General features: G+C 48.2%; 18 protein-coding genes. 7 read left to right on the forward strand and 11 right to left on the reverse strand.

The genetic code is table 11. The features are described 5' to 3' along the window. Nucleotides 1-59: 59 nt before the first annotated feature. Complete coding sequence (locus BLQ13_RS23430) at nt 60-251, forward strand: hypothetical protein (protein WP_090924113.1); 192 nt, start codon at nt 60-62, stop codon at nt 249-251. A gap of 24 nt (nt 252-275) precedes the next feature. Then, nucleotides 276-995 carry a CPBP family intramembrane glutamic endopeptidase gene (locus tag BLQ13_RS23435; protein ID WP_090924114.1) on the forward strand — a complete coding sequence of 240 codons (720 nt, stop codon included), beginning with the start codon at nt 276-278 and terminating at the stop codon, nt 993-995. A 295-nt stretch (nt 996-1,290) separates the two neighbouring features. On the opposite strand, the gene BLQ13_RS23440 is transcribed toward BLQ13_RS23435, so the two are convergent. Continuing rightward, on the reverse strand, nt 1,291-1,791 hold the full coding sequence (locus BLQ13_RS23440; protein ID WP_090924115.1) for a hypothetical protein: 501 nt from the start codon (nt 1,789-1,791) through the stop codon (nt 1,291-1,293). 152 nt (nt 1,792-1,943) lie between these two features. Beyond that, nucleotides 1,944-2,978 carry an AraC family transcriptional regulator gene (locus tag BLQ13_RS23445; RefSeq protein ID WP_090924116.1) on the reverse strand — a complete coding sequence of 345 codons (1,035 nt, stop codon included), beginning with the start codon at nt 2,976-2,978 and terminating at the stop codon, nt 1,944-1,946. 135 nt (nt 2,979-3,113) lie between these two features. Between BLQ13_RS23445 and BLQ13_RS23450 the strand changes: the two genes are divergently transcribed. After that, complete coding sequence (locus tag BLQ13_RS23450; protein ID WP_090924117.1) at nt 3,114-3,701, forward strand: NAD(P)H-dependent oxidoreductase; 588 nt, start codon at nt 3,114-3,116, stop codon at nt 3,699-3,701. Between the two features lie 191 nt (nt 3,702-3,892). Here the strand turns inward: BLQ13_RS23450 and BLQ13_RS23455 are convergent, their stop codons facing one another. The 4 genes from BLQ13_RS23455 to BLQ13_RS23470 all read right to left on the reverse strand — a co-directional run bounded on the left by BLQ13_RS23455 (nt 3,893) and on the right by BLQ13_RS23470 (nt 7,432). Then, nucleotides 3,893-4,897 carry a cation diffusion facilitator family transporter gene (locus tag BLQ13_RS23455; RefSeq protein WP_090924118.1) on the reverse strand — a complete coding sequence of 335 codons (1,005 nt, stop codon included), beginning with the start codon at nt 4,895-4,897 and terminating at the stop codon, nt 3,893-3,895. Between the two features lie 182 nt (nt 4,898-5,079). Continuing rightward, the gene (locus tag BLQ13_RS23460) at nt 5,080-5,691 is read right to left on the reverse strand and encodes an SMI1/KNR4 family protein (protein WP_090924119.1); all 612 of its coding nucleotides are present in this window, start codon (nt 5,689-5,691) and stop codon (nt 5,080-5,082) included. Between the two features lie 293 nt (nt 5,692-5,984). Continuing rightward, on the reverse strand, nt 5,985-6,758 hold the full coding sequence (locus BLQ13_RS23465; protein WP_090924120.1) for a DODA-type extradiol aromatic ring-opening family dioxygenase: 774 nt from the start codon (nt 6,756-6,758) through the stop codon (nt 5,985-5,987). Further along, nucleotides 6,755-7,432: an alpha/beta hydrolase gene (locus BLQ13_RS23470; protein ID WP_090924121.1), complete on the reverse strand. Its 678-nt coding sequence runs from the start codon at nt 7,430-7,432 to the stop codon at nt 6,755-6,757. The genes BLQ13_RS23465 and BLQ13_RS23470 overlap by 4 nt, the downstream gene beginning before the upstream one ends. A gap of 309 nt (nt 7,433-7,741) precedes the next feature. Here BLQ13_RS23470 and BLQ13_RS23475 point away from each other — a divergent pair, with 309 nt between their 5' ends. Together BLQ13_RS23475 and BLQ13_RS23480 are read left to right on the forward strand one after the other, a co-directional pair. Further along, a complete protein-coding gene (locus BLQ13_RS23475) occupies nt 7,742-8,110 on the forward strand; it encodes a glyoxalase superfamily protein (protein WP_090924122.1) in 369 nt (122 codons plus the stop codon). Between the two features lie 41 nt (nt 8,111-8,151). Then, nucleotides 8,152-8,700, forward strand: a complete 549-nt coding sequence (locus BLQ13_RS23480; RefSeq protein WP_090924123.1) for a helix-turn-helix domain-containing protein — start codon at nt 8,152-8,154, stop codon at nt 8,698-8,700. A gap of 205 nt (nt 8,701-8,905) precedes the next feature. Here BLQ13_RS23480 and BLQ13_RS23485 read toward each other — a convergent pair whose 3' ends face one another. The 5 genes from BLQ13_RS23485 to BLQ13_RS23505 form a co-directional block, all read right to left on the reverse strand. Then, a complete protein-coding gene (locus tag BLQ13_RS23485; protein ID WP_090924124.1) occupies nt 8,906-14,911 on the reverse strand; it encodes an S-layer homology domain-containing protein in 6,006 nt (2,001 codons plus the stop codon). Between the two features lie 527 nt (nt 14,912-15,438). After that, nucleotides 15,439-16,158, reverse strand: a complete 720-nt coding sequence (locus BLQ13_RS23490) for a 3-ketoacyl-ACP reductase (RefSeq protein WP_090924125.1) — start codon at nt 16,156-16,158, stop codon at nt 15,439-15,441. Nucleotides 16,159-16,241: 83 nt separating this feature from the next. Next, complete coding sequence (locus tag BLQ13_RS23495) at nt 16,242-17,165, reverse strand: DUF4097 family beta strand repeat-containing protein (RefSeq protein ID WP_090924126.1); 924 nt, start codon at nt 17,163-17,165, stop codon at nt 16,242-16,244. Then, on the reverse strand, nt 17,162-17,767 hold the full coding sequence (locus BLQ13_RS23500) for a DUF1700 domain-containing protein (RefSeq protein WP_090924127.1): 606 nt from the start codon (nt 17,765-17,767) through the stop codon (nt 17,162-17,164). Before BLQ13_RS23500 ends, BLQ13_RS23495 begins: the two co-directional genes overlap by 4 nt. Nucleotides 17,768-18,056: 289 nt before the next feature. Further along, nucleotides 18,057-19,601: an FAD-dependent oxidoreductase gene (locus tag BLQ13_RS23505; protein ID WP_090924128.1), complete on the reverse strand. Its 1,545-nt coding sequence runs from the start codon at nt 19,599-19,601 to the stop codon at nt 18,057-18,059. Nucleotides 19,602-19,972: 371 nt separating this feature from the next. On the opposite strand from BLQ13_RS23505, the gene BLQ13_RS23510 reads away from it, so the two are divergent. Next, the gene (locus BLQ13_RS23510; protein ID WP_090924129.1) at nt 19,973-22,804 is read left to right on the forward strand and encodes a glycoside hydrolase family 3 protein; all 2,832 of its coding nucleotides are present in this window, start codon (nt 19,973-19,975) and stop codon (nt 22,802-22,804) included. 277 nt (nt 22,805-23,081) lie between these two features. Continuing rightward, nucleotides 23,082-24,830 carry a methyl-accepting chemotaxis protein gene (locus BLQ13_RS23515; RefSeq protein ID WP_090924130.1) on the forward strand — a complete coding sequence of 583 codons (1,749 nt, stop codon included), beginning with the start codon at nt 23,082-23,084 and terminating at the stop codon, nt 24,828-24,830. Nucleotides 24,831-24,834 lie beyond the last annotated feature (4 nt).

A 24,834-nucleotide genomic window follows, 5' to 3' on the forward strand; every position in this document is an offset into this window, starting at 1 on the left:
TAACGAGTGCAACGCAAATACCCCCTGAACCTATTGGCGGCTTCAGGGGATATTTGACGTTGGATTTATTCCGGCGCGGGCTCCGAGAATTCGGATTGCCGGGAACTTTATTTACACCCGTGCGTACTAAAGCCCATAACCCCGAATATGAAAAGTATATCGGGATAGAGGGAACGGAACGGGATGAAAGAGAACGGAACGGAAACTCTGACGGTGTAGATGTGATGTTTGAATTCAATTGTTTTACTTAAAATGAAGCGGGAAGGAGGTTCGTGATGTTAGGCATGATCGTGCTTGTTTTGTTATCTTGGCTCTTGCTTCGTTTCACGATCAAGCAACCGTTGTCTGTGCTCGGGTATCGTCCGGCAGGTCCACGTCTCCAGCAATTTGCGATAGCCTTACTTTTGGGTATCCTCGTTTCCTCGGCAGTTCACTGGACAGAATCTCTGGTCACCATGTCAAACTGGAAGCTAAACCCCGAATATTCCTGGGCTGATTTTTTGATAGCCAGTTGGTGGAACTTCAAGTCGGTCTGGTTTGAGGAATTGCTTTTCCGTGGTGCACTGCTTGTACTTATGATTCACGGGTTAGGAGTCCGATGGGGAATCGTACTTTCTTCCATGGCGTTTGGGATGTATCACTGGTTCACGGACGGTGTGTTCGGAAACATCCCGATTATGCTCATTGTATTTATAACGACCTTTATTATGGGCTTGGTTTGGGCATATGCGTATGCCAAAACCGGTTCTATGGCTCTTGCAGCAGGAAGCCATCTGGGCTGGAACGGAGCATCATCCATCCTGTTCTCTGACGGCCCGAACGGCGAGCAGTTATTCGTTCAAGTGACAGGCATAAGCTACATGCCACTTGCCGGAATACCTTCACTGATTTTTTTTGTCGCGTCCAACGCGGCCCTGCCTCTGATCCTCTTTTTCTGGATTAAATACAACATAGCTATGCAATCAAAACCCAATGAACAGGCAGTTTCACCCTAATAAGAACAACAAAAATAAATAAAAACATCCCTTGATCACGTATGGATCAGGGATGTTCCTTTTCTTTTACCTGCTCTAAAGCAATAGCTTTGAAGTGCGATATCCGATGAATATGAGATTACACGTTAACGGAGGGGACAGGACAAACGAAGGAAGCGAAGCGCTCGCCTTTACAACCGGATTTTCTCATAGGATATGAGATTCCAAAAAATCCGGGGGTAACAGCGATCGGAAGATTACTCTGCACTCGGAGTGGCTCCAGTGTAACTCAAAGAACTTATCGGATATCATGCCACTACATAGGCTTTTTGCGCCCCATGATGATATACGACCCGCCCACAATCAGCAGAATGGCCACAAACGGTTGAATATAGCTCATGTTGCTCAGTACGGAACCGATCGACATGACAGTGAAGAACAATAGGGAAAGAACCGTCAGAATATTAATCGGAATCAGCAACCATTTATTTTTTCCGCCAAACCAGTAGAGTTCAAACAAACCGACCGCTGGCGCCAGAATGAAGCCCGGCCACATCGTACCCCAGTTACCAAACAGCATCGCGATCTGGCATACAATACCGACGGTCAGCAGCAAGCCGCCTGGAACGAGCAATCCAACGCCACGGCCAATCATGGAGAAGTATAACCAGTGGAAGAACAGTCCGAGCGGAATCACAAATAACGTAGGCCAGAAAGTACCAAAGATAGTGCCTGGACCCATTGTGCCGCCTTGATTCAGAATCAGGTATACACCGAGCAAAATCAGGACAGGTGCAAGAATCGTACGTTTAGCCATAATTTCTCTCCTTTTGAATATGGAATCTTTCATCCGTGCAATATGTAACATCATTTTCGTTATATACAGCATACCACGAACTGGAAAAGGGGAACCTCCGTCTTTGGCGTTAAACTTATCCTAGACTAAAGTCTAGGTGTGGGGCTACGATCCTATCCCTGCCGAGTCGCCAGATTAGCCCGGTATTGACCCGGGGTCTGTCCCGTCCACTTTTTGAACGCATTCTGGAAGGCACTTTGTTCCGAAAAATGAAGGGCATAGGCGATATCGACGACAGCATAGTTGCCTCTTTGTAAGTAACGTAGCGCCATTTCCTTCCGTACCTGAACGGAGATTTCGTTAAACGTTGTACCTTCTTCACGCAATCTGCTCTGGAGTGTGCGAATGCTCACGCCGAGATGTGCTGCCGTGTGTTGTAATGTGGGGAAGAAGGAAGGCAGACTCTCCGTGATCCATCGGTTTACTTTGCTGGAGAAGGGCTGAGAGGCATACAGGTCTGCCCGGGTCTCCTCCGCCATCGACTCGAAAACCTTCAACATCCTGGCATCCGAATATAAAACGGGCAACGTCAGGACCTCTTTGGATAGGCGCAGCAGGGTTTGGGTAGCACCGAACTCGGGAGTGACCCCAAGGGAGTTCATGTAAACAGACAGATCACCTGCCCCGACAGGGGCTTCGTGACTGAATTGGACTTCTCTTACCACGGCCCGGTGATTCGCCAGCTTGTTGATCAGATGTAATACCGATACAGTCATATCCTCTACGCAATGGCGAGACATGGGGATTTCTTCATTTTCAACAGACAACTGAATGATCACATCCGGTCCATCGACCTTCCACTCCAGTTGAAATCCACTATATAAAATATCGTTATACCGCTGGTACGCGCTAAGTGCGTCACCAATCGTTTTGGAGTGCATCATGACATATCCGGGCAGACTTAAATCCGCAAAATCCAGCCGCCCACCCTGGTTTAATCCAAAGTATGGATCGTTTGCATAATCAGCAGCACGCCGCATGATCCGTTCCAATTCAGTGACGGGAATCCGGGCATCCGGGTTCTCCAAGATGGAGGGATCTACATCGATGTCTTTGAAAAAGGATTCCGTGTCAAAACCTTTGTGTACCAGCGTTTTCAAAATAGGATATACCATGGATATCGGGACACTGTGGTTAAGATGTTTCATAAGTCCTCCCGTTTGCACGAATCCGCAATGATTTGGCGTCGTTGATCATTTGTTTATACCTACCTTCACTATATGCTTGTGATATATCCGTTTCATCGGTCTTCATGAACCATATTATACAGGAGGAACATACGTATGAATGCAAATAAAATTCTCATCATTAACGGTCATCCCGATCCACAGAGTTATTGCAAGGCACTGTCAGAGTCCTACGCAGAGGGCGCACGAAAATCAGGTGGGACGGTGGAGATGATCGATCTGAGTGAGATCGAGTTCAATCTTAATCTCCGATACGGCTATCGTCAGCGGACAGAGCTCGAGCCTGATCTGCTGAAGGCACAGGAACTCATTCGCTGGGCAGATCATTTGGTATTTGTGTATCCGACGTGGTGGGGAACAATGCCCGCTGTGTTGAAAGGGTTTATTGATCGGATTTTCCTGCCCGGGTTTGCTATGAGGTATCGGGACAACTCACCGCTCTGGGACAAATTGTTGAAAGGTAAGTCTGCACAGCTTATTGTGACGATGGACACCCCTTGGTTCTACAATGCATTGGTATACAGAAGGGCAGGTCACCGGGTCATGAAATCCAACGTCCTTCAATTCAGTGGGGTATCCCCTGTACGTGTAACCGAGATTAGTCCAATCCGCAAGTCCACGGAAGCGTTTCGTCAGAAATGGCTGGGTAAGGTGATGGAAATGGGGATGAGGCAGGCACGATGATCTAATAGGGATAGGAATATCAAATGAGAATCGTTCATAAAGAGTGAGGAACAAAGGAACAGAGCAAAGAAAAGGATCAAAGCAAGGATCAAAGAACACAAAACAAAAGAAAAGAGGCAGAGAACTCCCTGCTTCGTTTCTTTGTTGTGAAGATGAAGCAGCGATAAGTCAGTTGTTAACCTGCTTTTTCACTACTTTTTCAACACATCCGAATGTTTCTTGCCCCAGCTGTTAACGCCGTCGTCTTCAATGATCGAGATCGCCGCGTCAGCAATATCCGGGTTTGTCATCAGTTTTTCCTGAATCCGGAACTTGATATCATCCGCATCCGCTAGACTGAGTCCCTTAGTCAGCTCAATCAGACCCTCAACATGGTAATACCGGCCTTCCTGAATGATACGCATCATCTGGATATCAGCCACATGGCTGTCTGCCAGAATCGTCTGGGACACCTTGTCCTCGATATCCTGCGGTGCGGCGACACCGATCAGACCAATCATGTTGTCATAGCCGACACGGAAAGCAACGGCGATCATCAGGCATCCGATGATAGTGGTGACAATACCGTCAAGCAAAGCGAAGTTTGTCAGTGCAATGACGACAACAGATATAAGCGCAAGCGTCGCTCCAAGCACGGCTACAACGTCCTCGTAGAATACCAGGCGGGTTGGTGGTGCGGCACGTCCTACATTTTTGATTGCTGCAGGCACCAGGGCGAACCCTGTCGCTTTGGGAGCACGAGCTTCTTTCAAAATTTCCTTCATTGCTTTGATGAGGATGGCTCCATCGATCACAATATTAAGCACAAGCACACCAATGTTGATCCACAGTCCGCCCGAGTGACCAGCAGGATGCTGGAGCAGGTGAATGCCTTCGTGAATGGTTTCGTAGGCCATAATCGTCACCACAATTACGGCAATCATACAGAAAATGTTGATGACCCGTCCGAATCCAGTCGGGAAGCGGCGTGTAGGTTTTTTCTCGGATAATACACTTCCGACAAATACAAACCCTTGGTTAATGGCATCGGCCAGTGAATGCATCGCTGATGCGAACATGGCGCCGCTGCCACTGAATATAAAGGCTCCTCCTTTACATAGTGCAAGTATGGCGTTACCCGCCATGGCTACAGCAGAGGATGTGTTGCCTTTTTTGACGAGAGACATAAAGCTCTCTGACTTCGGTTGTTCAGCCACTTCGGTAGTTCCTCCCAGATATGTAGTTGGTGTAGAAAGACAGTCCTTCTTCCGGTAGCTTGTGCATTTCCACTAAATGTTATTATAACCGCCTTTACATATCCCAGCATTATGAAAAAATGGTCATATCACTATCCAGACGATAACGGCTGTTAATATAATTGTTTGTCATTCAATTTGACTTAGTATTCGATCACATCGATCTCACGCAAATTACGATTGGATTGCTCCAGCAATTCGGTGAAGGTTTCAGCCACGTAATAGACAAAGTCAGGATCATGTTTGAATATAATAATCTGTCCATATGTTCCTTGCTCTGTTGGGTCAAAATCCATCATCAAATAAAGCGATCCGCCTCCCAGCTTGCCAAAGGTGATCCATGATTTCTGATGCAAATAAGGCTTGATTCGCGGGTCCAGCTCACGCATTTCTTCTTCGGAAAAATAGTCTTCCATCCGAATCTCTACAGTACCGTCATGTTCTCTCTTCATTTGTTCCAGCGATAACATGTAGAAGACCATATCTTCATTTTGTGCGGCATCACCTGGAAAAAGAACGTGAAAGGCATATCCGCTGCCGTTTTTACGTTTGTAAAATGCCCGGAAGTCTTCTGGTAGACGTATGCTGTAATATTGCTCGAACGCGTCAAGTTCCTCATCGGTTGCTCCTTCCTGTTCACGGTAGGCCTCCAGCAACTCCTGGTTTTCCTCATCCTGCACCTTTTCTTCCAGCAGTTCTAGCAACTCTTGCATGAGTTCATCGATCCGTTGTTCTGACTTTGGTTCTGACATCATGTTTCGCCTCCTTATGAGCGTTCGCATGTCATACTCATCTGGTGAATCTGTTAAATGAGATGCTTTCCCACTAGTATAGATTTACTCAGGAAACTCGTACAAGAAACCATAGACCAAGCGGGAGTCCTACATAACGAATGAATATGGAAGTGTAAAAGTGCGCTTGTGGTCTATGTAGTTGCATTCAACCACCTAACAATATCTCAAAAAAAAGCGTGAGCAGCAGGGTTACCCTGTGACTCACGCTTTGATCTCTATTTGGTCTATTGGTTTTAAATCGATCTCATGTTTTGTTATTCAAATCTCCAGCAGGATAAACTCAGGTTACCCAGCTGATACGCGCGGAATAAGAGAGAGGCTTGTTTCTTCTCATCTCCTGCACCCATGGCGATCAGGATTGGCACAAAATGCTCTGGCGTAGGAACCGCTGCCTGTGCAGATGGAGCAAGCTTGTCATATGCGAAGAGGGCATCCGTATCCCAGTGCTCAAGCTTATCTTGGAGCCAGCTGTCGAATTCCATAGCCCAGGAATCTACACCTTGACTTTCCCAGTTCAGACGGCGCAGGTTATGCACGGTTCCGCCACTGCCAATGACAAGAACGTTTTGCTCTCGCAAAGAAGCGAGTGCTTGGCCTACCTGATACTGTTGCTCACCCGTCAGATAACGGTTAACGGACAGAGCGATTACAGGAATGTCTGCTTCTGGGTAGAGCAGGCGTAGCACAACCCACGCTCCATGATCCAGGCCGCGTACCTCATCCGTCTGCACTGAAATGCCCGCTTCGGTGAACACCTTGATGATCTCAGCGGTTGTTTCAGCATGTCCTTGCGCTGGATATTTGATCTGGTACAGTTCGGGTTGAAAACCACCGAAATCATAGATCGTGTCATATGAGCCGGTTACAGCAGATACGAGCTGTGTAGTCGATTCCCAGTGAGCGGAGAACAGGACGATCGCTTTAGGTTTGGGCAGATCCTGCCCAAGTTTTTGCAAAAATTCAGTGTACGCATTCTCTTCCAAAGCAAGAGAAGGAGCACCATGGGCGATAAACAAAGATGGCATCATGATTCAGTCATTCCTTTCGTGTCTTCTGTAGATACCCCGGCATCCGTCCGAAGGAAGTGTTGGAGTTTGGCATATAACTCAGGAGTTACATGGTGGCCCCCGCTGTATGGCACATACGTAACTTGATTCGTATGATTCCGGAAAAACGAAGCATTATCTTCACCCAGCTGTAACGGGAAAAGGTGATCCTGATCGCCGTGTGAGATAAAAGCAGACAGATTCGATGAAGGCTGCAAAGCATATTCTTCCTTCACAAACTGCGGAATGTATCCGCTCATAGCCACAATGCCTTTGATGGCATCACCCATCACCAAGGCAAGCGTCATCGCCATGATGCCGCCCTGACTGAATCCGGCGATGTAACGCCGTGCAGGATCGACCGCATATTGGGCTGACAGCTCGATGATAAGTTGTTGCAGTCCTTGAACCGAGGCATCATATAACTCGCGGACGGGATTGCCTATGCTTTTGATCTGAAAATAAGCATAACCTCCACCCTGTACAATAGGCCCACGAATGGCAACAATGATGAAATCGGTAGACAGAGGTTCCATCAAGCGAAGCATGTCCTGCTCATCTGATCCCATGCCGTGCAAGGCAAAAATAACAGGATATTGCTGGGTTTTATCGTAATGTGGAGGTAACTTCACCTCATGAATATAAGTAGAATTCAAACCAATACACCTCCAGGTGAAATATGAGTTGTGATAAATCGAATGTATAAAATGAATGCAAATATCAAACAAATGCATAGGTCAAACCAATGAAGCAAAAAGAGTGGAAAGAAGTAATGACATGGATTAAACTAAAAACATAAAGTTCACCTATGTGAAAATAATATTCTTATTTATGAACAAAATCTATCATGCTTTCATTGTAGGGTCAACACTTTTTTTGTATGATGAAAATATGTTTTGTATAAGGGAACTTGGAATAAGAATTGTTGTTGTGCTTTTATCTCTTTAGAGGAGGACGTGAAGAAGATGATGAAACATATCGTACCTATTCTTAGAATTTTTGATGAAGCGAAGGCAAAGGAATTTTACATGGATTACTTGGGGTTCAAAGTGGACTGGGAGCATCGATTCGAGGCTGATATGCCACTGTACATGCAGGTGTCGCAGGATGAGATTGTTATTCATCTGTCCGAACATCACGGGGACTGTACTCCTGGTGCGGCATTACGGATTGAGACAGAGCATCTGGAGGAGCTGCATAAGCGGATTTCTTTGCAAAAATATAAATATGCGAGACCGGGTATCGAGAAGACCCCTTGGGATTCACGGGAAATGACCATTACCGATCCATTTGGCAATCGCCTTGTTTTTGTAGAGTCAACGGTTGAATCTTGATTTCAAGGAAACGGTAGTTAGAGAGAAGAGAGGGCGGTCACATGGATATTGGCTTGGCCATTCGAACGATACGCAAACAGAAACAGATTACGATTATGCAACTCTGTGAGGGGACAGGGTTGTCCAAAGGGTTTATCAGCAATGTGGAAAATAACAAAACGTCACCGTCCATCGCTACATTGGAAAGCATCGCGGACTACCTGGGCGTCCCGCTACCTTACCTGTTGTTGACATCAGAGCAACGTATGAATGTGGTACGCAAGCATGAACGCAAGGAGACCACAGCAGGTAGCGGACAGATTAAAGTACAGCAGTTAACGGCAAAAGGTGCGATGCGTATGTCCATAGTAGAACTGCCAGCGGGAGCTTCGACCGGGATCAGCAAACATGCGGGGGAGGAAAGCCATCTGGTGCTGCAAGGTATCATCCAAGCGAAGCAGGGAGAAGATGTGGAGACGCTGGAAGCGGGAGATTCGTTTACATGGAACGCGATTGTACCCCATGAAGTGACTAATATCGGCGAGGAACCCGCCGTTGTGCTGATTGCGGTGTCCAAGGAATTGGAGCTGGATCATCTGTTGAACAAGTAAGGTAAGTGAGGCGAGTGAGGAAAGGGACGGATTCTAAAATATGATGTGTACCGTCTGCTTTTATTAGTAGAGATCTAATTCAGATGTATTACAAAAGCATAAACAGGTGAGGGACACGTGTCCCTCACCTTGTTTTAGTTAATTAGTTCTTCTTTGCGAGTCTTAGCTGTGCCAAATCACAATTCAGCTGCCGTCGTTCTCTTGCTTAAATCAAGCCGGATTTTTGCAATAGTCCCTGAATAATTTTGGCAACCTCAGCTCTAGTGATGTAATCCTTCGGTGCAAGCTCATTGCCGCCTCTTCCTGATACAATGCCAGCCTCTACAGTATCAGCTACACTGCTCAGCGCCCATGCAGACACAGCTGCCGTATCTCCATAAGGACGAAGTATTACGTCTGTCGATTGAACAGCAAGATTGCCTTTCAGACTAGTAATCGCCATTGCTTTGGAGAGGATCACCATTGCCTGTTCCCGTGTAATCGTGTCCATCGGACGGAAGGTACCATCTTCAAAACCGCCGATCAAGTGGTAGGCATAAGCAGTATTGACAGCACTGCTGTACCAATCTGTTGATTGTACGTCTGAGAATGAGGTTGCTCCATTCTCCGTCTTGAGTCCCAATGCGCGAACAATGATAGCTGCAAACTCAGCGCGGGTAATATTCCGGTCGGGACTGAACATACCATTGCCCGTACCATCGATAACCATCCGTGATCCCATGTCGCCCACTGCTTGTTTTGCCCAATGTTTGGCCACATCTTCAAATTCGAGCGGATGGTAGACAAGAGAATACGTGCTATTCGTCAAGCTATTGATTTGCGCGTAATATTTGCCGTCAATCACGACAATCTTGGTCGGAACATGACGTATGGTTCCGTTTGTCTCAACAACAATTCCTGTGGTAATCTTACCGGGATCAACACCATTCGGAATCACAATATTTCGTTTGACATAGGCATTAAACTTCGATACTTCGACAGTCTTATCTCCGTAGATACCCTTCACCGTGAAGTTTAACGGCGGTACGACAAGCGTGAACGTTCCCTTGGCTGCCGCATTCTCAACAACTTTCACCATATCTGTTGTTGGTTCGGATATTTCGATTTGTACCTGGATATCTTGCAAGGCTACTGACTTGCCGACCTGCTCGGATATCGTATTAATATTGATTTGTTGCGCTGGAATCGTATAGGTCGCACGATCGGTTTTGATCTCAAGAACAGCTTGCTTGTCCTCCATGTTTTTCACCATCTGACCGTTCAATGAGCCGACGTTCACATGGGATTTGTCATTTACAAGTATCGCCACCACAGCATTTTGGCCTTCCGCAGCGAGCTTGTCCTCTAACTTTTTCTGATCCACAAACACGGTTGTAACGGTTTGACCGTTTCGTTGGGTTCTCGCTACGGTCCCCGCATTTTCCGCTTTACCATTCACAAGTATATCCATTCCCGTATTCGTTTTCTCCGGGATGGTTGGAGTACTAGGCACGGATGGCGTATCGATCGGGACCGTGCTACCGCCGGATGACTTTTGCGGAATAACCGCATTTGAATTAGCGGATGCTGTACTTTTTCCTAGACCATTGATCGCTTTCACCGTAAATGTATAGCTCGTTCCATTCGTTAAACCTGTAATTACAATCGGACTTGCCGCTCCTGTTGTGACTGCATTCCCTGATGAATCGGTTACTTCATACCCCGTAATTAGACTTCCACCGTTCTCGGTTGGAGCTGTAAAGGTTACGGTGGCTTCTCCGTTTCCAGCTACTGCCAAAACATTCGTTGGGGCTGCCGGTACAGTTGCAGGGGTGGCGTTTGCCTGATTCGATTCCCCACTCAAGCCTCCCGAGTTACCTGCTCTCACTGTAAAGAAATAGGTCGTGCCGTTTAGCAAGTTTTGTGCATTGTAGGTAGAGGAATTGACGATAACAACCGAAGCGTTACTAAGCTGACTTGGATCAGTCGCCATATAAAGGTTGTAATACGTCGCTCCCGTTACCGTACTCCAATTTAGGGTGACCTCACCGTTTCCACCGACAGCCACAAGGTTTTGCGGATTTTCCGGTGCGTTCGGCATGTTCACAACTTGCATCACTGTAAACGTCACATCCGTCATCTGGGTTGCTGATAACGTTATTGTTGCGGTATATGTCCCCGCTGGTAAGCCATCTTTCGCTTTCACCGTAAAGGCTGACGTGGTCGCTCCGTTCACTAACGTTGTACTTGGTTGCGTAATCACAAAATCTCTAGCATGAATGCCGCTAACCGTCGCCGACAGATTCGACAAATCGCTCGTGCCAGTATTCGTTACATCGATAGTTTTTGTCTCTTGGGTACCCAGAGCATAACCTTGAGTAAGTGCAGCTAACGTTTGATCCGCAATAGGAGCAATCGTATGGGTAGGCGCGATGTTTACGTTGACCGTAGCGATGTTGCTCGTTGCCGTTGCGGTCTTGGTGCCGCTGACGCTGTTGTTCGTGTTCGTCACGACAACATAGTAGTAGGTCGTGCCTGTCAATGTCGTCGGCGCGGCATAGGCTGCACTGGTTGCACCCGCAATTGCATTGCCGCCGACCGTGCTGTTCACCGAATTGCTGTACCACTGGTAGGACAGCGTTCCGCCGTCACTTACGCTGGCCGCTACGCTCAAGTTAGGGCTGCTGTCACCTTCATTAACCGTGGCGCCCGTCGGCTGTGTATCAATGCTTGGTGATGCCGCGTTGGTCAGAGCGTTCACGTTGACCGCAGCGATGTTGCTCGTTGCCGTTGCGGTCTTGGTGCCGCTGACGCTGTTGTTCGTGTTCGTCACGACAACATAGTAGTAGGTCGTGCCTGTCGATGTCGTCGGCACGGCATAGGTTGCACTGGTTGCACCCGCAATTGCATTGCCGCCGAACGTGCTGTTCAACGAATTGCTGTACCACTGGTAGGACAGCGTTCCGCCGTCACTTACGCTGGCCGCTACGCTCAAGTTAGGGCTGCTGTCACCTTCATTAACCGTGGCGCCCGTCGGCTGTGTATCAATGCTTGGTGATGCCGCGTTGGTCAGAGCGTTCACGTTGACCGCAGCGATGTTGCTCGTTGCCGTTGCGGTCTTGGTGCCGCTGACACCGTTGTTTGTGTTCGTTACGACAACATAATAGTAGGTCGTGCCTGTCGATGTTGTCGGCGCGGCATAGGTTGCGCTGGTTGCACCCGCAATTGCATTGCCGCCGATCGTGCTGTTCACCGAATTGCTGTACCACTGGTAGGACAGCGTTCCGCCGTCACTTACGCTGGTCGCTACGCTTAAGTTCGGGCTGCTGTCACCTTCGTTAACCGTGGCGCCCGTCGGCTGTGTATCAATGCTTGGTGTTGCCGCGTTGGTCAGAGCGTTCACCGTCAGAGTTGCCGCGTTGCTTGACGCATTCCCCGCTGCATTGGTGACCACGACGGTATAACTGCCCGCATCGCCCGATTGCGTGTTACTGATGCTTAGGGTCGCCGCCGTTGCTCCGCTGATGTTTTCGCCGTCTGTCAGCGCATTGCCGTCTTTCTTCCACTGGTAGCTAAGCGGCGCGTCGCCGCTGGCGGTTATACTGAATGTTGCCGTCTGTCCCGCTGTCACTGTCTTGTTGCCCGGCTGACTTGTGATAGACGGTGCCACGGGCGCCGGATTCACCGTCTGTGTAACCGCAAATGTCACGTTCGTCATGCTGTCCGCATATACCGTCACCGCTGCGGTGTACGTGCCTGCTGCCAGGCTGTCCTTTGCTTTCACCGTAAACGTCGTCGATGTCGTTCCGCTGTTTAGTGTCGTCGTTCCCGGCTGCGTAATTACAAAGTCGGTCGCATTGGTTCCGCTTAACGCCGTCGCTACGTTCGTCAAATCTCCGGTGCCGGTTTTCGTAATCGTGATCGTTTTCGTGTCCTGAGTGCCCGAACTGTAACCTGCCGTCAGTTCCGTTGCCGTTTGATCCGCTATCTCTGCTATCGTGTACGTTGGTACATTATCGGTCGTGACACTCACCGTGTTCGAGTTGCCTGCGTTCGCCCCGCCGCTGACCACTAACCGGAAATCATATGCGGTGGCCGCGCTGAGCCCTGTTACCGTCGCAGTCGTCGAATTGGTTGCGATCGCGCCAATCGTGGTCGTTGTCCATGTATTCGCTCCGGCTGGCGACTGCTCGATGATGAGTCCCGTCGCTCCGCTGGCTGCAGTCCAACTGAACGATGCCGTTGTGCTCGTCTTCGCTGTGCTTGCAAAGTCAATGATCGCAGATGAAGGTATATCCAGCTTCTGCATGCGATGGTTGGCCGAATCGGCCACGTACACATTCCCGCTGCTGTCTACCGCCACTCCATAAGGAGTATTAAACTCGCCCAAGCTGGTTCCAGTGCCACCGCCGACCTTTTTCCGCTCGCCCCATGTATTCGTCGATAGGGTCAGCTTCTGTATGCGCTGGTTGCCGGAATCGGCCACATACACATTCCCGCTGCTGTCTACCGCCACTGCTCTTGGATTGTTAAACTCGCCCAAGCTGGTTCCAGTGCCGCCGCCGACCTTCTTCCACTCGCTCCATGTATTCGTCGATAGGGTCAACTTCTGAATGCGCTGGTTGCCAGAATCGGCCACGTACACATTCCCGTTAAGGTCTACCGCCACTGCACCTGGAACGCTAAACTCTCCCAAACTGCTTCCTGGGCCGCCGCCGACCTTTTTCCACTCGCTCCATGTATTCGTCGATAGGGTCAGCTTCTGAATTCGATGGTTGCCGGAATCGGCCACATACACATTCCCGTTAAGGTCTACCGCCACTGCACTTGGGACGCTAAACTCGCCCAAGCTGGTTCCAGTGCCGCCGCCGACCTTTTTCCACTCGCTCCATGTATTCGTCGATAGGGTCAGCTTCTGAATGCGATGGTTGCCGGTATCGGCCACATACACGTTCCCGCTGCTGTCTACCGCCACTCCCAATGGATTGTAAAACTCGCCCAAGCCGCTTCCATTGCCGCCGCCGACCTTTTTCCACTCGCTCCATGTATTCGTGGATTTGTTCAGCTTCTGTATGCGATGGTTGCCAGAATCGGCCACATAGATGTTCCCGCTACTGTCTACCGCCACTGCTCTTGGAAAAGTAAACTCGCCCGGACTAATCCCGTTAACAGGCCCTAATACAGACCACTCGCTCCATGTATTGTTGGCTGCGTTCAGCTTCTGAATACGATTACTGTCATCGGCCACATATACATTCCCACTGTTGTCTACCGCCACTCCATTTGGATTAATAAATTCGCCCGAGCCGTTTCCTGAACCACCGCCGCTCTTCACCCACTCGCTCCATGTACCGCTTCCTGCGTTCAGCTTCTGAATGCGATGGTTGCCAGTATCGGCCACATAGATGTTCCCGCTGCCGTCTACCGCCACTGCTCTTGGAGTATTAAACTCACCCAAACCGGCTCCTGCGCCGCCGCCGCTCTTCACCCACTCGCTCCATGTATTCGTGGATTTGTTCAGCTTCTGAATACGATGGTTGTTACTATCACCCACATACACGTTCCCACTGCTGTCTACCGCCACTCCATTAGGAAAATTAAACTCGCCCAAGCCGTTTCCTGCGACTGCGCCGGTACTGGGCTTTTTCCACACGCTCCATGTATTCGTCGATAGGGTCAGTTTCTGTATGCGATGGTTGCTACTATCGGCCACGTACACATTCCCGCTGCTGTCTACCGCCACTCCTCTTGGATTGTAAAACTCGCCCAAACCGAGTCCATTGCCGCCGCCGACCTTTTTCCACTCGCTCCATGTATTCGTCGATAGTGTCAGCTTCTGTATGCGATGGTTGCCAGAATCGGCCACGTATACATTTCCGCTGCTGTCTACCGCCACTGCGCATGGGCTGTTAAACTCGCCCAAACCGCTTCCTGCGCCGCCACCGACCTTTTTCCACTCGCTCCATGTATTCGTCGATAGGGTCAGCTTCTGAATGCGATGGTTGCTACTATCGGCCACATACACATTCCCGCTGCTGTCTACCGTTACTCCTTTGGGAGAGGCAAAACCTCCGGGGTTTGAACTGGAGACCGACCCGATCCGGCCAAATTGACTCCAAGTCTCAGCTGCATAAACCGGGATTTCTAATATGCTTGAACATGCAATAATCAACGCCATGCTCAATATATACAACTTCTTCAACCATTGTTTGGCTTTTCTTTGATGATTCACAGCTCTCGTCCCCCATTTCGACAAAAATCAGGTTTATTATACAAAAACACAATAAACAAAAAATAAACAAGAAATAAACATGAAAGAGCCTTGGAATCTCGATCAATTCCGAAGGCTCTTTCATTCTGCTTGTTTCTATTGTATCAAAGCTACGACAAAATCCCGGACTCGGGCCAGAACGTATACCGGAAAGTCGTATCTACGAATGAGTAAACGAACAAAAGCTACGCAGACCATTGTCCAAATCATAAAACTATAAATAGTACGTGATAAAACATCAATTCATTTTCCTAAAAACAAAATCAAAACTCCAGGGGATGCCGTGTTTACTTTTAAAAGGTTCCTTAATGATTACGATAGAGAAGTGTTCTGCATCATGACTCTGGATACAAACAATCAACCCTATTAGTTCTTGTAGAACACTTTTCGAATTAATTACCTTCAGCATCCTCACGAATACGTTACATATCCTTTATATCATAAACACAAAAACCACCAACCAGCATTCTGGTTGGTGGAGTCACATCTTACTGTGGATTGGTTGTCCAGATGCCTGCGGCTTTGACGAATACGCGGTCAGACAGCTTGAGGGTAGCCAGCGCCAGTTCGGCTACATCTTCGGCTTGCATCATGCGATCCTCATCTCCGATTTTGAGTCCGGCATTCACAGCCAGTTCCGTATTTACGGTGCTTGGTGTCAGCGCGGTTACACGAATGTTCGATTTGCGAACTTCCTGCATCAAGGATTCCGTCATGCCCAGCAATGCGAATTTGGATGCACAATAGGCTGAACCTGTAGCGAATCCGCGCTCACCTGCCGTTGAAGCGATATTAATGATGCTGCCGCTGCTTTCCTTGATCATGCTTGGAAGAATGGCCCGAGTTACATAGTATGTACCCATGACATTCACATGCAGGATGCGTTCCCACTCTTCAGGGTCCATCTCTAGCAGTGTACCGAAACTTCCGATCCCTGCATTGTTAATGAGGATATCGACTGCTCCAAGCTCCATCTCGATAGCTGCGACCGCTGCTTCAGCTTGAGAGCGATCCGAGATGTCTGCTGCAGCACTTGTTACTTTCACGCCATATTGCTGGCTTAAAGACTCTTGAAGGGCTTGCAGATCGGAAGCGGTGCGGGCGATCAGTCCAAGATGTACGCCTTCTTTGGCAAGGGCTTCCGCGATGGCGCGGCCAATACCTTTACCGGCGCCAGTAATGATGGCTGTTTTATTTTTAAGTTCCATAGGAATATTCCTCCTCAGCATTTGGGTTAGCACTTGATTATACTATATTTTACCCAATGATCGGAAATATGCTTCATCACACGTTAGCGCGGTTGGGTAATTCGAATGCTGCCAGAAGTCGTGCGTGCCTGGATCACATCCTGACTTATGCCTGGTGACTCCGGTATATTAACGTCGCCCGAAGTAGCCTTGGCCTCATAAATCCCATCAAAATCAGGTGCAGCCTGAATGGATATATCCCCCGATGTCCCTGATACCTGAATAGGCGCTGCGTGAGATTGCTGGATATCAATACTGCCAGATGTGAACTCAACATTAGCCTCACCATTCAATTGTGCAATTTCCACATCTCCTGATTGAATCACGCTATTTACTTTTCCATCCACTTGTTTTGCGGTGAAGCTTCCTGATGTCTGTTCTACGGCTAAATCCCCTTGAATAGAAGAAGCAGCAATGTCCCCTGAGGTCAAAGACAATTCCATGCGAGGAACCTGAATATCATGCAAAACAATGGAGCCTGAGGTGCTTTTCATCTCCAGAGATTCAGCATTTAGCCCAGTTATATCCCAATCCGCTGAGCTAGAGTGTAGTGTGACATCATTCAAGGGATATCCTTTTGGCAAAGCCACGGTTATTCTTGAATCTGGTTCGCCCCAGTTCCAATTAAAAGAGAACAACTTCAGACGGTTGTGTTTTTGCAGCGTCAGCTGGAATGTGCCATCGGTAAAACTTGCCTCCTCGAAGCTTTGAATAACCTCCGGTGCCCACTTTCCATCCACTTCGATATAGCCGGTGTTGTCTGGACTAACGATGAATTCGATATCAGCATTAAAATTGCCATCCAGCTGAATATTTTGCAGATCATCTTGCAGTCCTCCGGTGCTGAGTTCCCACCGCTTGCTGTATGCTTCCCTATCATCCTTGAACTGAAAACCATAGACCGATGTTCCAAGTAAACCTATGCCAATGCAGACGAGAGCCAGTGCTAGCCATTTCTTCGTGCTCATGCAGAAACATCCCCTTTCATCACGTTGATATTCCACCGAATATAGTGAAGTGTCATATTTTTAAATGCGATAAAGATATATTTGGAGGCAAGGGCAAACAAAATGCCAATACCGAACAGCCCAATAGCAACGAAAATTTCTGTTGTTTCAAGGTGATTCAGATACAGATAGTCGAAGGCAGCTGCGATAGGAGCCAGCGCAAGCAAGGATAGACTTGCAATCGTAAGCCACACGGACCAGAGGCTAAGACCGATCGGAATCATGAGTGTAAGATTAAGGAAAATCAAGCCTATGCCCACAAAAAAGTTTCGCGTAGCCCGATTGTGATTAACAGGTGGTTTCATCTCTCTGAATGTTGGCCCATCAAAGGGATCTCTATCGGATGTGTGAGAGTATGCGTTAGCAGTATACCGTTCGCCGAGTACTTTACGTGCAATTTCCTCCGGGTGGCCGAGCTCACGTGTAATGTCTTCCTCCGACTTGCCTTCACGTAGCCCTAGTGTGAACTTTTGGGCATAATCTGCAAGGAGTTCCGCACGTTCCAACCGGTCCATCGGATGTAAAACGACTTCCATAGCTTGCATAAATTGTTGTCTATTCATCTTGTGTTCCTTTCGCACCCTGTGTTCAGTGCAGTGGTAGTGGATTCATCAATGCATTCCGTATTTATGTAATGTCAGATCGTATTATAACTTCCTTCTATACCAGCATACAGAAAAACCGGGTCGGCTGCTTCCGTCTGGAGACGGATACCGATCCGGTCTATGAGATGAAATGTATGTCAGCGAACTCCACATATATTCACAAATGGAGTGCAGAAATACAACTTTTGTGCATTTGGTGGGGAAGGGGTTATTCGTTGTATGGATATATAGTTTACTTCTATTGTATTTACTGCCCCTGCACATCCAGGATGGGCAGGTCTTCGACCGCAGGCCCTTCAATGACATGTCCTTCATAATTAAAGCGTGAGCCGTGGCACGGGCAGTCCCAGGAACGTTCCCCATTATTCCATTCCACTTCGCACCCCAAGTGGGTGCATGTCGTGTCAACCAGGAACAGCTTACCGCTGGTGTCCTTATAGGCTCCGGCCCTTTTACCGTTATGACGCACGACTGCGCCTTCGTCGTTGCCGAGCTCGTTTATATTTTTGTGCACAATGCCGACTTTGCCTGCAATTAACTCCTTCGCAACATTGACGTTCTCTACGACAAAGTGTTTGAAACCCGGGTCTGCCTTGAATCTTGCCGGATCAAATACTTCTGCGTGCGGATTATCTCTTCCGGTAATTCGGTCTGCCAACAGATGTCCGGCCATCGTACCTGTTGTCATGCCCCATTTGGCAAAGCCTGTAGCGACATAGACCCGTTCATGCCTTCCGGTAATCGGTCCGATGTAGGGCACTTTATCGATGGAGATCAGGTCCTGAGCCGACCAGCGAAACGGGATGTTACGAATCCCAAACGTCTCGGCTGCATACTTTTCCAGACGTTCGTAGTGACCGAAGGTACAGATGCCTTGTCCGGTTTTATGATTTTCTCCGCCGAATAGAATATGCTCTTTACCATTATGAACGACAGCTCGGAGTGAACGGGCCGGATCATCATCGGAGATGTACATGCCACCTGCATAGGGTTTCTCAGGCTCAACCATAACCGCATAGGAGCGTTCGGCATGAAGTCGCGTAAAGTAAAATCCCGGATCATATACGGGAAAATGGGAAGCAACGACGATGTGCTCTGCCGTGACGAATGAACCATTATAGGTTCTTACTTTCAGAGAGGATTCCTCCTCAACGTCAGTTACCGTTGTTTGTTCATAGACACGTACCCCTTGTTTCACGGCTGAAGCAAGCAAGTGATGCAAGTAAGCTAATGGGTCGAAACGTGCTTGTCCAGGCATACGAATGCCGGCTCTGGAGGGAACAGGAATCGGGAGGGGGTCTACCCATTCGCCAGGGATGTTGAGTTTGCCATAAGCGGTCAGCTCAATCTCCAGCTTTTTGATATGGTCATCGGACTGAATATAGACATAGGCATCCTCATCTGCCCACTGACAATCGATCTGCTTTTCCTTAACCAGACTACGCATCCAGCTCGCTGCATTTGCATTCCCTTCATAGTACATCCGTGCCTGCTCATGTCCGAAGTGATGCATAATTTCATCAAAAATGACGCCATGCTGTGCAGATACTTTGGCGGTTGTATGGCCTGTTGTGCCGTCCAGTACTTTTCCAGCTTCAAGCAGAACGACACTCAGTCCAGACTGGGCAAGCAAATAGGCTGTGGTGATGCCTGCAATCCCGGCTCCGATAATTGCTACATCAGCTGTGGTATCTTCTGTTAACTTCGGATAAGATTCGAATGTATTCGCGGCACGCCACAAAGATTCGGGAACCGGTGGTAAACTTGTGTTCAACTGCTCATTGTTATTCATTGGATTGGTTTCCTCCTAATCATGATCACAGCATAATAGGGAACGTTCAGAAGCAGAAGTCCCTGTACTTCTAATCAGGATTGCCAGAGTATGCCAGAAAAAAACGAGTAGCTACATATTTTTAAAAAAGGAAGAGGAACATTTTCTTGAAACGCCCCTCTGTTTTTTTATATCAGAATGTTTTATAGTAAGATTACCGAAATCGTTTTAGGTTTTTGATTAATATCCCATGAAATAAAAATAAATCATGTTTTATAAAGGTATTTTGCCTAATTTAGAGAGGTAATCCGAAAGATATAGTCCGTTTTCATGAATTAAAATGTATTCGCTATCATAATAAATCTATACTATACATTAAAGGGAGATTAGATATGACAACTCATCAAACGAAATATCCGTTTCAAGATACAACCATGGCACTTAACGATCGAGTGAAGGACCTTGTGTCCCGCTTGACGGACGATGAAAAAATTGAATCCATGCTGCAATACCAGCCAGCCGTAGAACGCCTGGGTGTTGCTGCTTACAAACATGGAACGGAAGCCGCTCACGGCCTGGCTTGGCTTGGTGAAGCTACCTCATTCCCGCAGCCTGTAGGACTCGCATGTACGTGGGATACAGACTTGATGAAAGAGATCGGCTCCGTCATTGGAGACGAAGCACGTGTATTTTATAAACGAAATCCTGCCGTCAACGGTCTTACGCTGTGGGCACCCACGGTGGATATGGAACGTGACCCGCGCTGGGGACGAAACGAAGAAGCGTATGGCGAGGACCCGGAACTGACCGCAGAGCTGACAACCGCATTGGTCAAAGGTATTCAAGGAGACCATCCCAAGTATTACAAAGCTGTGGCAACGCTCAAACACTTCCTCGGCAACAACAACGAAGTGGATCGTGGTAGCGGCTCATCCAGCATTGATCCACGCAATATGCGTGAATATTATTTAAAAGCATTTGAGAAGCCTTTTAAAGAAGGTGGAGCGCAGTCAATGATGACAGCGTACAACTCGATCAATGGCACGCCGGCTCTGCTACATCCTTATGTGAACGAGATTGTCAAAGGTGAATGGGGCATGGATGGATTCATCGTCAGTGACGCGGGCGACGTGATGGGCATCAAGAATGATCATAAGTATTATGATTCTCACACACCGGGTACGGTAGAGTCTGTCAAAGCAGGTATTGACAGCATCACCGATGATGCCGAACTGTCCAAGCAAGCGCTTCGTGAAGGGCTGGAACAGGGACTGCTGACCATGGAAGATATCGACACAGCTTTGTTCAACACATTCCGTGTGCGATTCCGTCTAGGTGAATTTGATCCGGAAGAAGGCAATCCGTACGCTGCAATCGGTGAGGAATCTATGATGACAGAAAAGGCCAAAGCGCTGTCTCTCCGGGCGGCAAGAGAGCAGGTCGTCTTGCTCAAGAACGAAAATAGTACCCTACCGTTGGACAAAACCAAAACAGGCAAAGTAGCTGTGATTGGCCAACTCGGCGGAACGGTCTATCGGGACTGGTATGCTGGCACGATGCCCTACAGCGTGACACCTCTGGAAGCGATTCGGAGCAAGGTGGGCAGCGATAACGTAACCTACCAGGACGGTGACCATCGCATCACGCTGACATCGGCAGCAAGCGGCAAAAAGATGGGCCTTGTCAGAGTGGAGGGCTCATCTGAGATGGCAGTGGGAGCCTCAGAAGAAGCCGAGACATTCCGAGTGACGGATTGGGGGTTCGGTAGTTACACGTTGCAGGCAGAGAGTAACCGCAAATACCTGACCACAGATGAAGAGTCGGTCACTGCTTCGGCTAATGAAGTGTACGGCTGGTTTGTCAAAGAAGTGTTTCATCTGTTGCCACAGGCGGAGGGTCGTGTGGGGCTTACCACATGGAATGGTAGAGTCGTGACGACATCGAACGATGGCCATGATGCACTCAAGGTGGCCGAAGAGTTGACAACATTCGGTGATGCAGAGCTATTCGAGCAAAATATCGTAACGAATGGGATCGACGAGGCTGTTGCTGTAGCCAAAGAAGCCGAGACAGCGATTGTATTTGTCGGTAACAACCCGCTTGTTAACGGTAAAGAAGAAGTGGACCGTCCAAGTCTGGAGCTGGCTGAATCACAGCTTCAGCTGGTAAAGGCTGTGTATGAAGCTAACCCGAACACCGTAGTGGTGATTGTGGGGAGTTATCCTTTTACCTGCAACTGGGTTCAAGAGAATATTCCAGCGGTCCTGTATACGTCACACGCCGGACAGGAGCTGGGGAACGCAGTCGCTGACGTATTGTACGGAGACTATGCACCTGCAGGCCGTCTGAACATGACTTGGGTACAATCGGAAGATCAACTGCCTGATATCCGGAATTATGATATTATCCAAGCGGGCCGCACGTATCAATATTTTGAAGGAAATGTGCTATATCCGTTCGGACATGGTCTGACCTATGCTTCATTTAAATACAGCAATCTGGAGATTAGCCCTGCGCAAGTGGGAAAAGAAGACCGTGTGACCATTCGAGTGGATGTGACGAATACCAGTTCAATCGCCAGCGACGAGGTCGTGCAGTTGTATGTGCGTGCAGGAAAGTCACGAGTGAAACGTCCACTTAAAACGCTAAAAGCTTTCCGACGTCTGCATATTGAAGCTGGAGCGACAGCGACTGTTCATTTTGATCTGCCTGTTCAGGAATTGGCCATCTGGGATGTTACTCGTGATCGTTATGTGGTGGAGGATGGCATCTATTCGATTATGGCAGCCAAATCTTCCTCCGATGTGCAGTTGGTCGCAGATCTAAAAATAGATGGAGAGATCATACCTGCTCGTGACTTGAGTGTGACTACACGTGCCGAGAATTATGATGTTTATCGGAGTGTGGAGCTGGATGAGTGCAAAGAGGGTGGAACCGCTGTCCGTGTTATTGGAGAGCAAGGATGGATTGCCTTTAGGGATGCTGACCTTGGCAACGGGGCCACCACATTTGAAGCTCGCCTATCTGCAGAACAGCAAGGGGGTGTGCTGGAAGTGAGATTGGGTACCCCGGACGGTGCCCTTGCAGGACGTGTAGAGCTGGCACAAAGCGGTGCCCAGCAGTGGTCTACGGTAGAGGTTGAACTGACAGGCGCATCAGGAGTGCAGGATATCTATCTGATATTACCTGCGGGCGTCCGTGTTCGTCATTTTGAGGTTCATTAACATATAGAAAATGTAAACGATAGAGAGCAGGATAGAAGAGGTCGCTGACCATCTTTTTCCTATTCTCTATTATGCGAGGTCAACCTGTTTTTAACGGTTGGCCTTTTTTTATTTTTACATGATCCCCATTCAAAAAAAGCAATTATATCACGATATATATTATATAGTGTCATATCATATGCTGGACGCATAGGTGGGGAAAGAGGTCGAACCCGAACTCATTCTTTATCAGGACGGATATGTAAGCTAGAAAAGTAAAGGAAAAGGGGAATCTGCAATGTTACGCTACTTCCGCAATCGAAGTTTGGTTTTCACCAGTTCTGTCCTGATTGCCATCATTTTGTTTGTAATGATCATCCTGATGAGTGTGTTGAATTTCAAACAAAGTCAGCAGGCTTACTACGAAGAAATCAATCAGGTAGGTAAGGCGCTGTCCAATCAGCTCCAGCTCAACCATAAGTGGGTAGAACAGGCGAATCAGCAACTGGAGGCTTCACCTAAGCCAACATCTCCCGAACTCACGTCATTGAAAGAACAACTCGATGCGATGACCGGTGTTGCCTCTATTGCAAATGCTTATATATTCAAATCGGATATTATCGAACGGGATGGGAAACAGATCTTAACGGGGGTGCAAGTCAATCAGGCACTCTATGATCTGGAGATGGTCCCCGGTGTCGAATACGAAATTCCAGAAGTAGTTCAAGATACATATGATCATGTATTCCAGAACGGAACCGCTTTTACAGAATCATACACGGATACTGCAGGGACGTGGGTGACCTATCTAAGCACGATCAAAGATGATACGGGTAAGACGATTGCTATTTTTGGTCTGGATTTGGACGCAGCCCAAGTGAAGCAGGATCAGATGTGGATGTTTTTGTATAGTCTGGGGAGTGGATTTGTCATTGCGGTCATTATGATTATAGTTATGGTCATTCTGGCTCGAATTGTACTTCGACCATTACAGAAACTCGCAGATGTATCGAAGCAGGCGGCAGGCGGCAATCTGACAGTCAGTCTGGATGTACGCAATAACAATGAGATCGGCCAAACGGCCAACGCATTTAATCATATGCTTGGGGGGCTACAGCAACTGATTACAGGCATTCAGTCCACTTCTGCGAGTGTGACCCGCTCAGCTGCGGATCTGCAGATGAGTTCGGAACGTACCACTGAAGCTTCACAAGAGATTACCGAATCGATGTTGCAGGTGTCCTCCGGGGCAGAACAGCAACGACAATCCACGAATGAATGCCAGGAGTCCATCGGCGAGATGGTCATTGGCATCAAACGAATTGCTGACTCATCTCAGGTGGTTGCTGAACTGGCTTCGGATACAACGGATCTCGCTAGCCGAGGTGAGGCAGATATTACAACGATGGTCGATCAGATGCAGAAGATTGAACTTAACATGTCAGGCACGGTTGTAGTTCTTCATGATCTTCAACAATTGAACAGCAGCATCGGTGGAATCATGTCCATGATTCGGGATATTGCGGATCAGACGAGCCTGCTTGCGCTGAATGCTTCCATTGAGGCAGCTAGAGCAGGGGAGACAGGAAGAGGCTTTGCTGTGGTTGCACAGGAGATTCAGAAGCTTTCGAATCGCTCCAAAGAGTCTTCTGATCAGATCGACCAGATTCTTCAAGGTATCCTTAATCATACGGAGAAGGCCGTAACTTCCATTGAAGAGTCAGTGGATGTCGCTAAACGAGGAGCAGAGACATCCGTAGTAACGGCAGAAACATTCCGCCAGATTGTCGAATCTATTCAGAAGGTATCGGGACAAGTCTACGAAGTATCCGCCGCCTCTGAGCAAATGTCAGCCAGCAGTGATCAGATTGCTGCTTCTTTGGAGCAATTGGGTGTTGTGGCTTCGGATTCATCCGGTAACGCGAACAAGGCTCGTGCTTCTTCGGAAGAACAACTGGCGCTGATGGAAGAAGTATCGAGTCTCTCTCACGAGCTGAGAAGTTTGGCTTACGAACTGAATCAGGTCATCCAAAGGTTTCAGGTGTAAAAGG

It is taken from the genome of Paenibacillus polysaccharolyticus (assembly GCF_900102085.1).
Classification (GTDB): domain Bacteria; phylum Bacillota; class Bacilli; order Paenibacillales; family Paenibacillaceae; genus Paenibacillus; species Paenibacillus polysaccharolyticus.

What these genes read in the sequence shown, in the direction of transcription:
- BLQ13_RS23435 (WP_090924114.1), top strand. Translation starts at nt 276, where the DNA reads ATGTTAGGCATGATCGTGCTTGTTTTGTTATCTTGGCTCTTGCTTCGT.
- BLQ13_RS23440 (WP_090924115.1), bottom strand. Translation starts at nt 1,791, where the DNA reads ATGGCTAAACGTACGATTCTTGCACCTGTCCTGATTTTGCTCGGTGTA.
- BLQ13_RS23445 (WP_090924116.1), bottom strand. Translation starts at nt 2,978, where the DNA reads ATGAAACATCTTAACCACAGTGTCCCGATATCCATGGTATATCCTATT.
- BLQ13_RS23450 (WP_090924117.1), top strand. Translation starts at nt 3,114, where the DNA reads ATGAATGCAAATAAAATTCTCATCATTAACGGTCATCCCGATCCACAG.
- BLQ13_RS23460 (WP_090924119.1), bottom strand. Translation starts at nt 5,691, where the DNA reads ATGATGTCAGAACCAAAGTCAGAACAACGGATCGATGAACTCATGCAA.
- BLQ13_RS23465 (WP_090924120.1), bottom strand. Translation starts at nt 6,758, where the DNA reads ATGATGCCATCTTTGTTTATCGCCCATGGTGCTCCTTCTCTTGCTTTG.
- BLQ13_RS23475 (WP_090924122.1), top strand. Translation starts at nt 7,742, where the DNA reads ATGATGAAACATATCGTACCTATTCTTAGAATTTTTGATGAAGCGAAG.
- BLQ13_RS23480 (WP_090924123.1), top strand. Translation starts at nt 8,152, where the DNA reads ATGGATATTGGCTTGGCCATTCGAACGATACGCAAACAGAAACAGATT.
- BLQ13_RS23490 (WP_090924125.1), bottom strand. Translation starts at nt 16,158, where the DNA reads ATGGAACTTAAAAATAAAACAGCCATCATTACTGGCGCCGGTAAAGGT.
- BLQ13_RS23495 (WP_090924126.1), bottom strand. Translation starts at nt 17,165, where the DNA reads ATGAGCACGAAGAAATGGCTAGCACTGGCTCTCGTCTGCATTGGCATA.
- BLQ13_RS23500 (WP_090924127.1), bottom strand. Translation starts at nt 17,767, where the DNA reads ATGAATAGACAACAATTTATGCAAGCTATGGAAGTCGTTTTACATCCG.
- BLQ13_RS23505 (WP_090924128.1), bottom strand. Translation starts at nt 19,601, where the DNA reads ATGAATAACAATGAGCAGTTGAACACAAGTTTACCACCGGTTCCCGAA.
- BLQ13_RS23510 (WP_090924129.1), top strand. Translation starts at nt 19,973, where the DNA reads ATGACAACTCATCAAACGAAATATCCGTTTCAAGATACAACCATGGCA.
- BLQ13_RS23515 (WP_090924130.1), top strand. Translation starts at nt 23,082, where the DNA reads ATGTTACGCTACTTCCGCAATCGAAGTTTGGTTTTCACCAGTTCTGTC.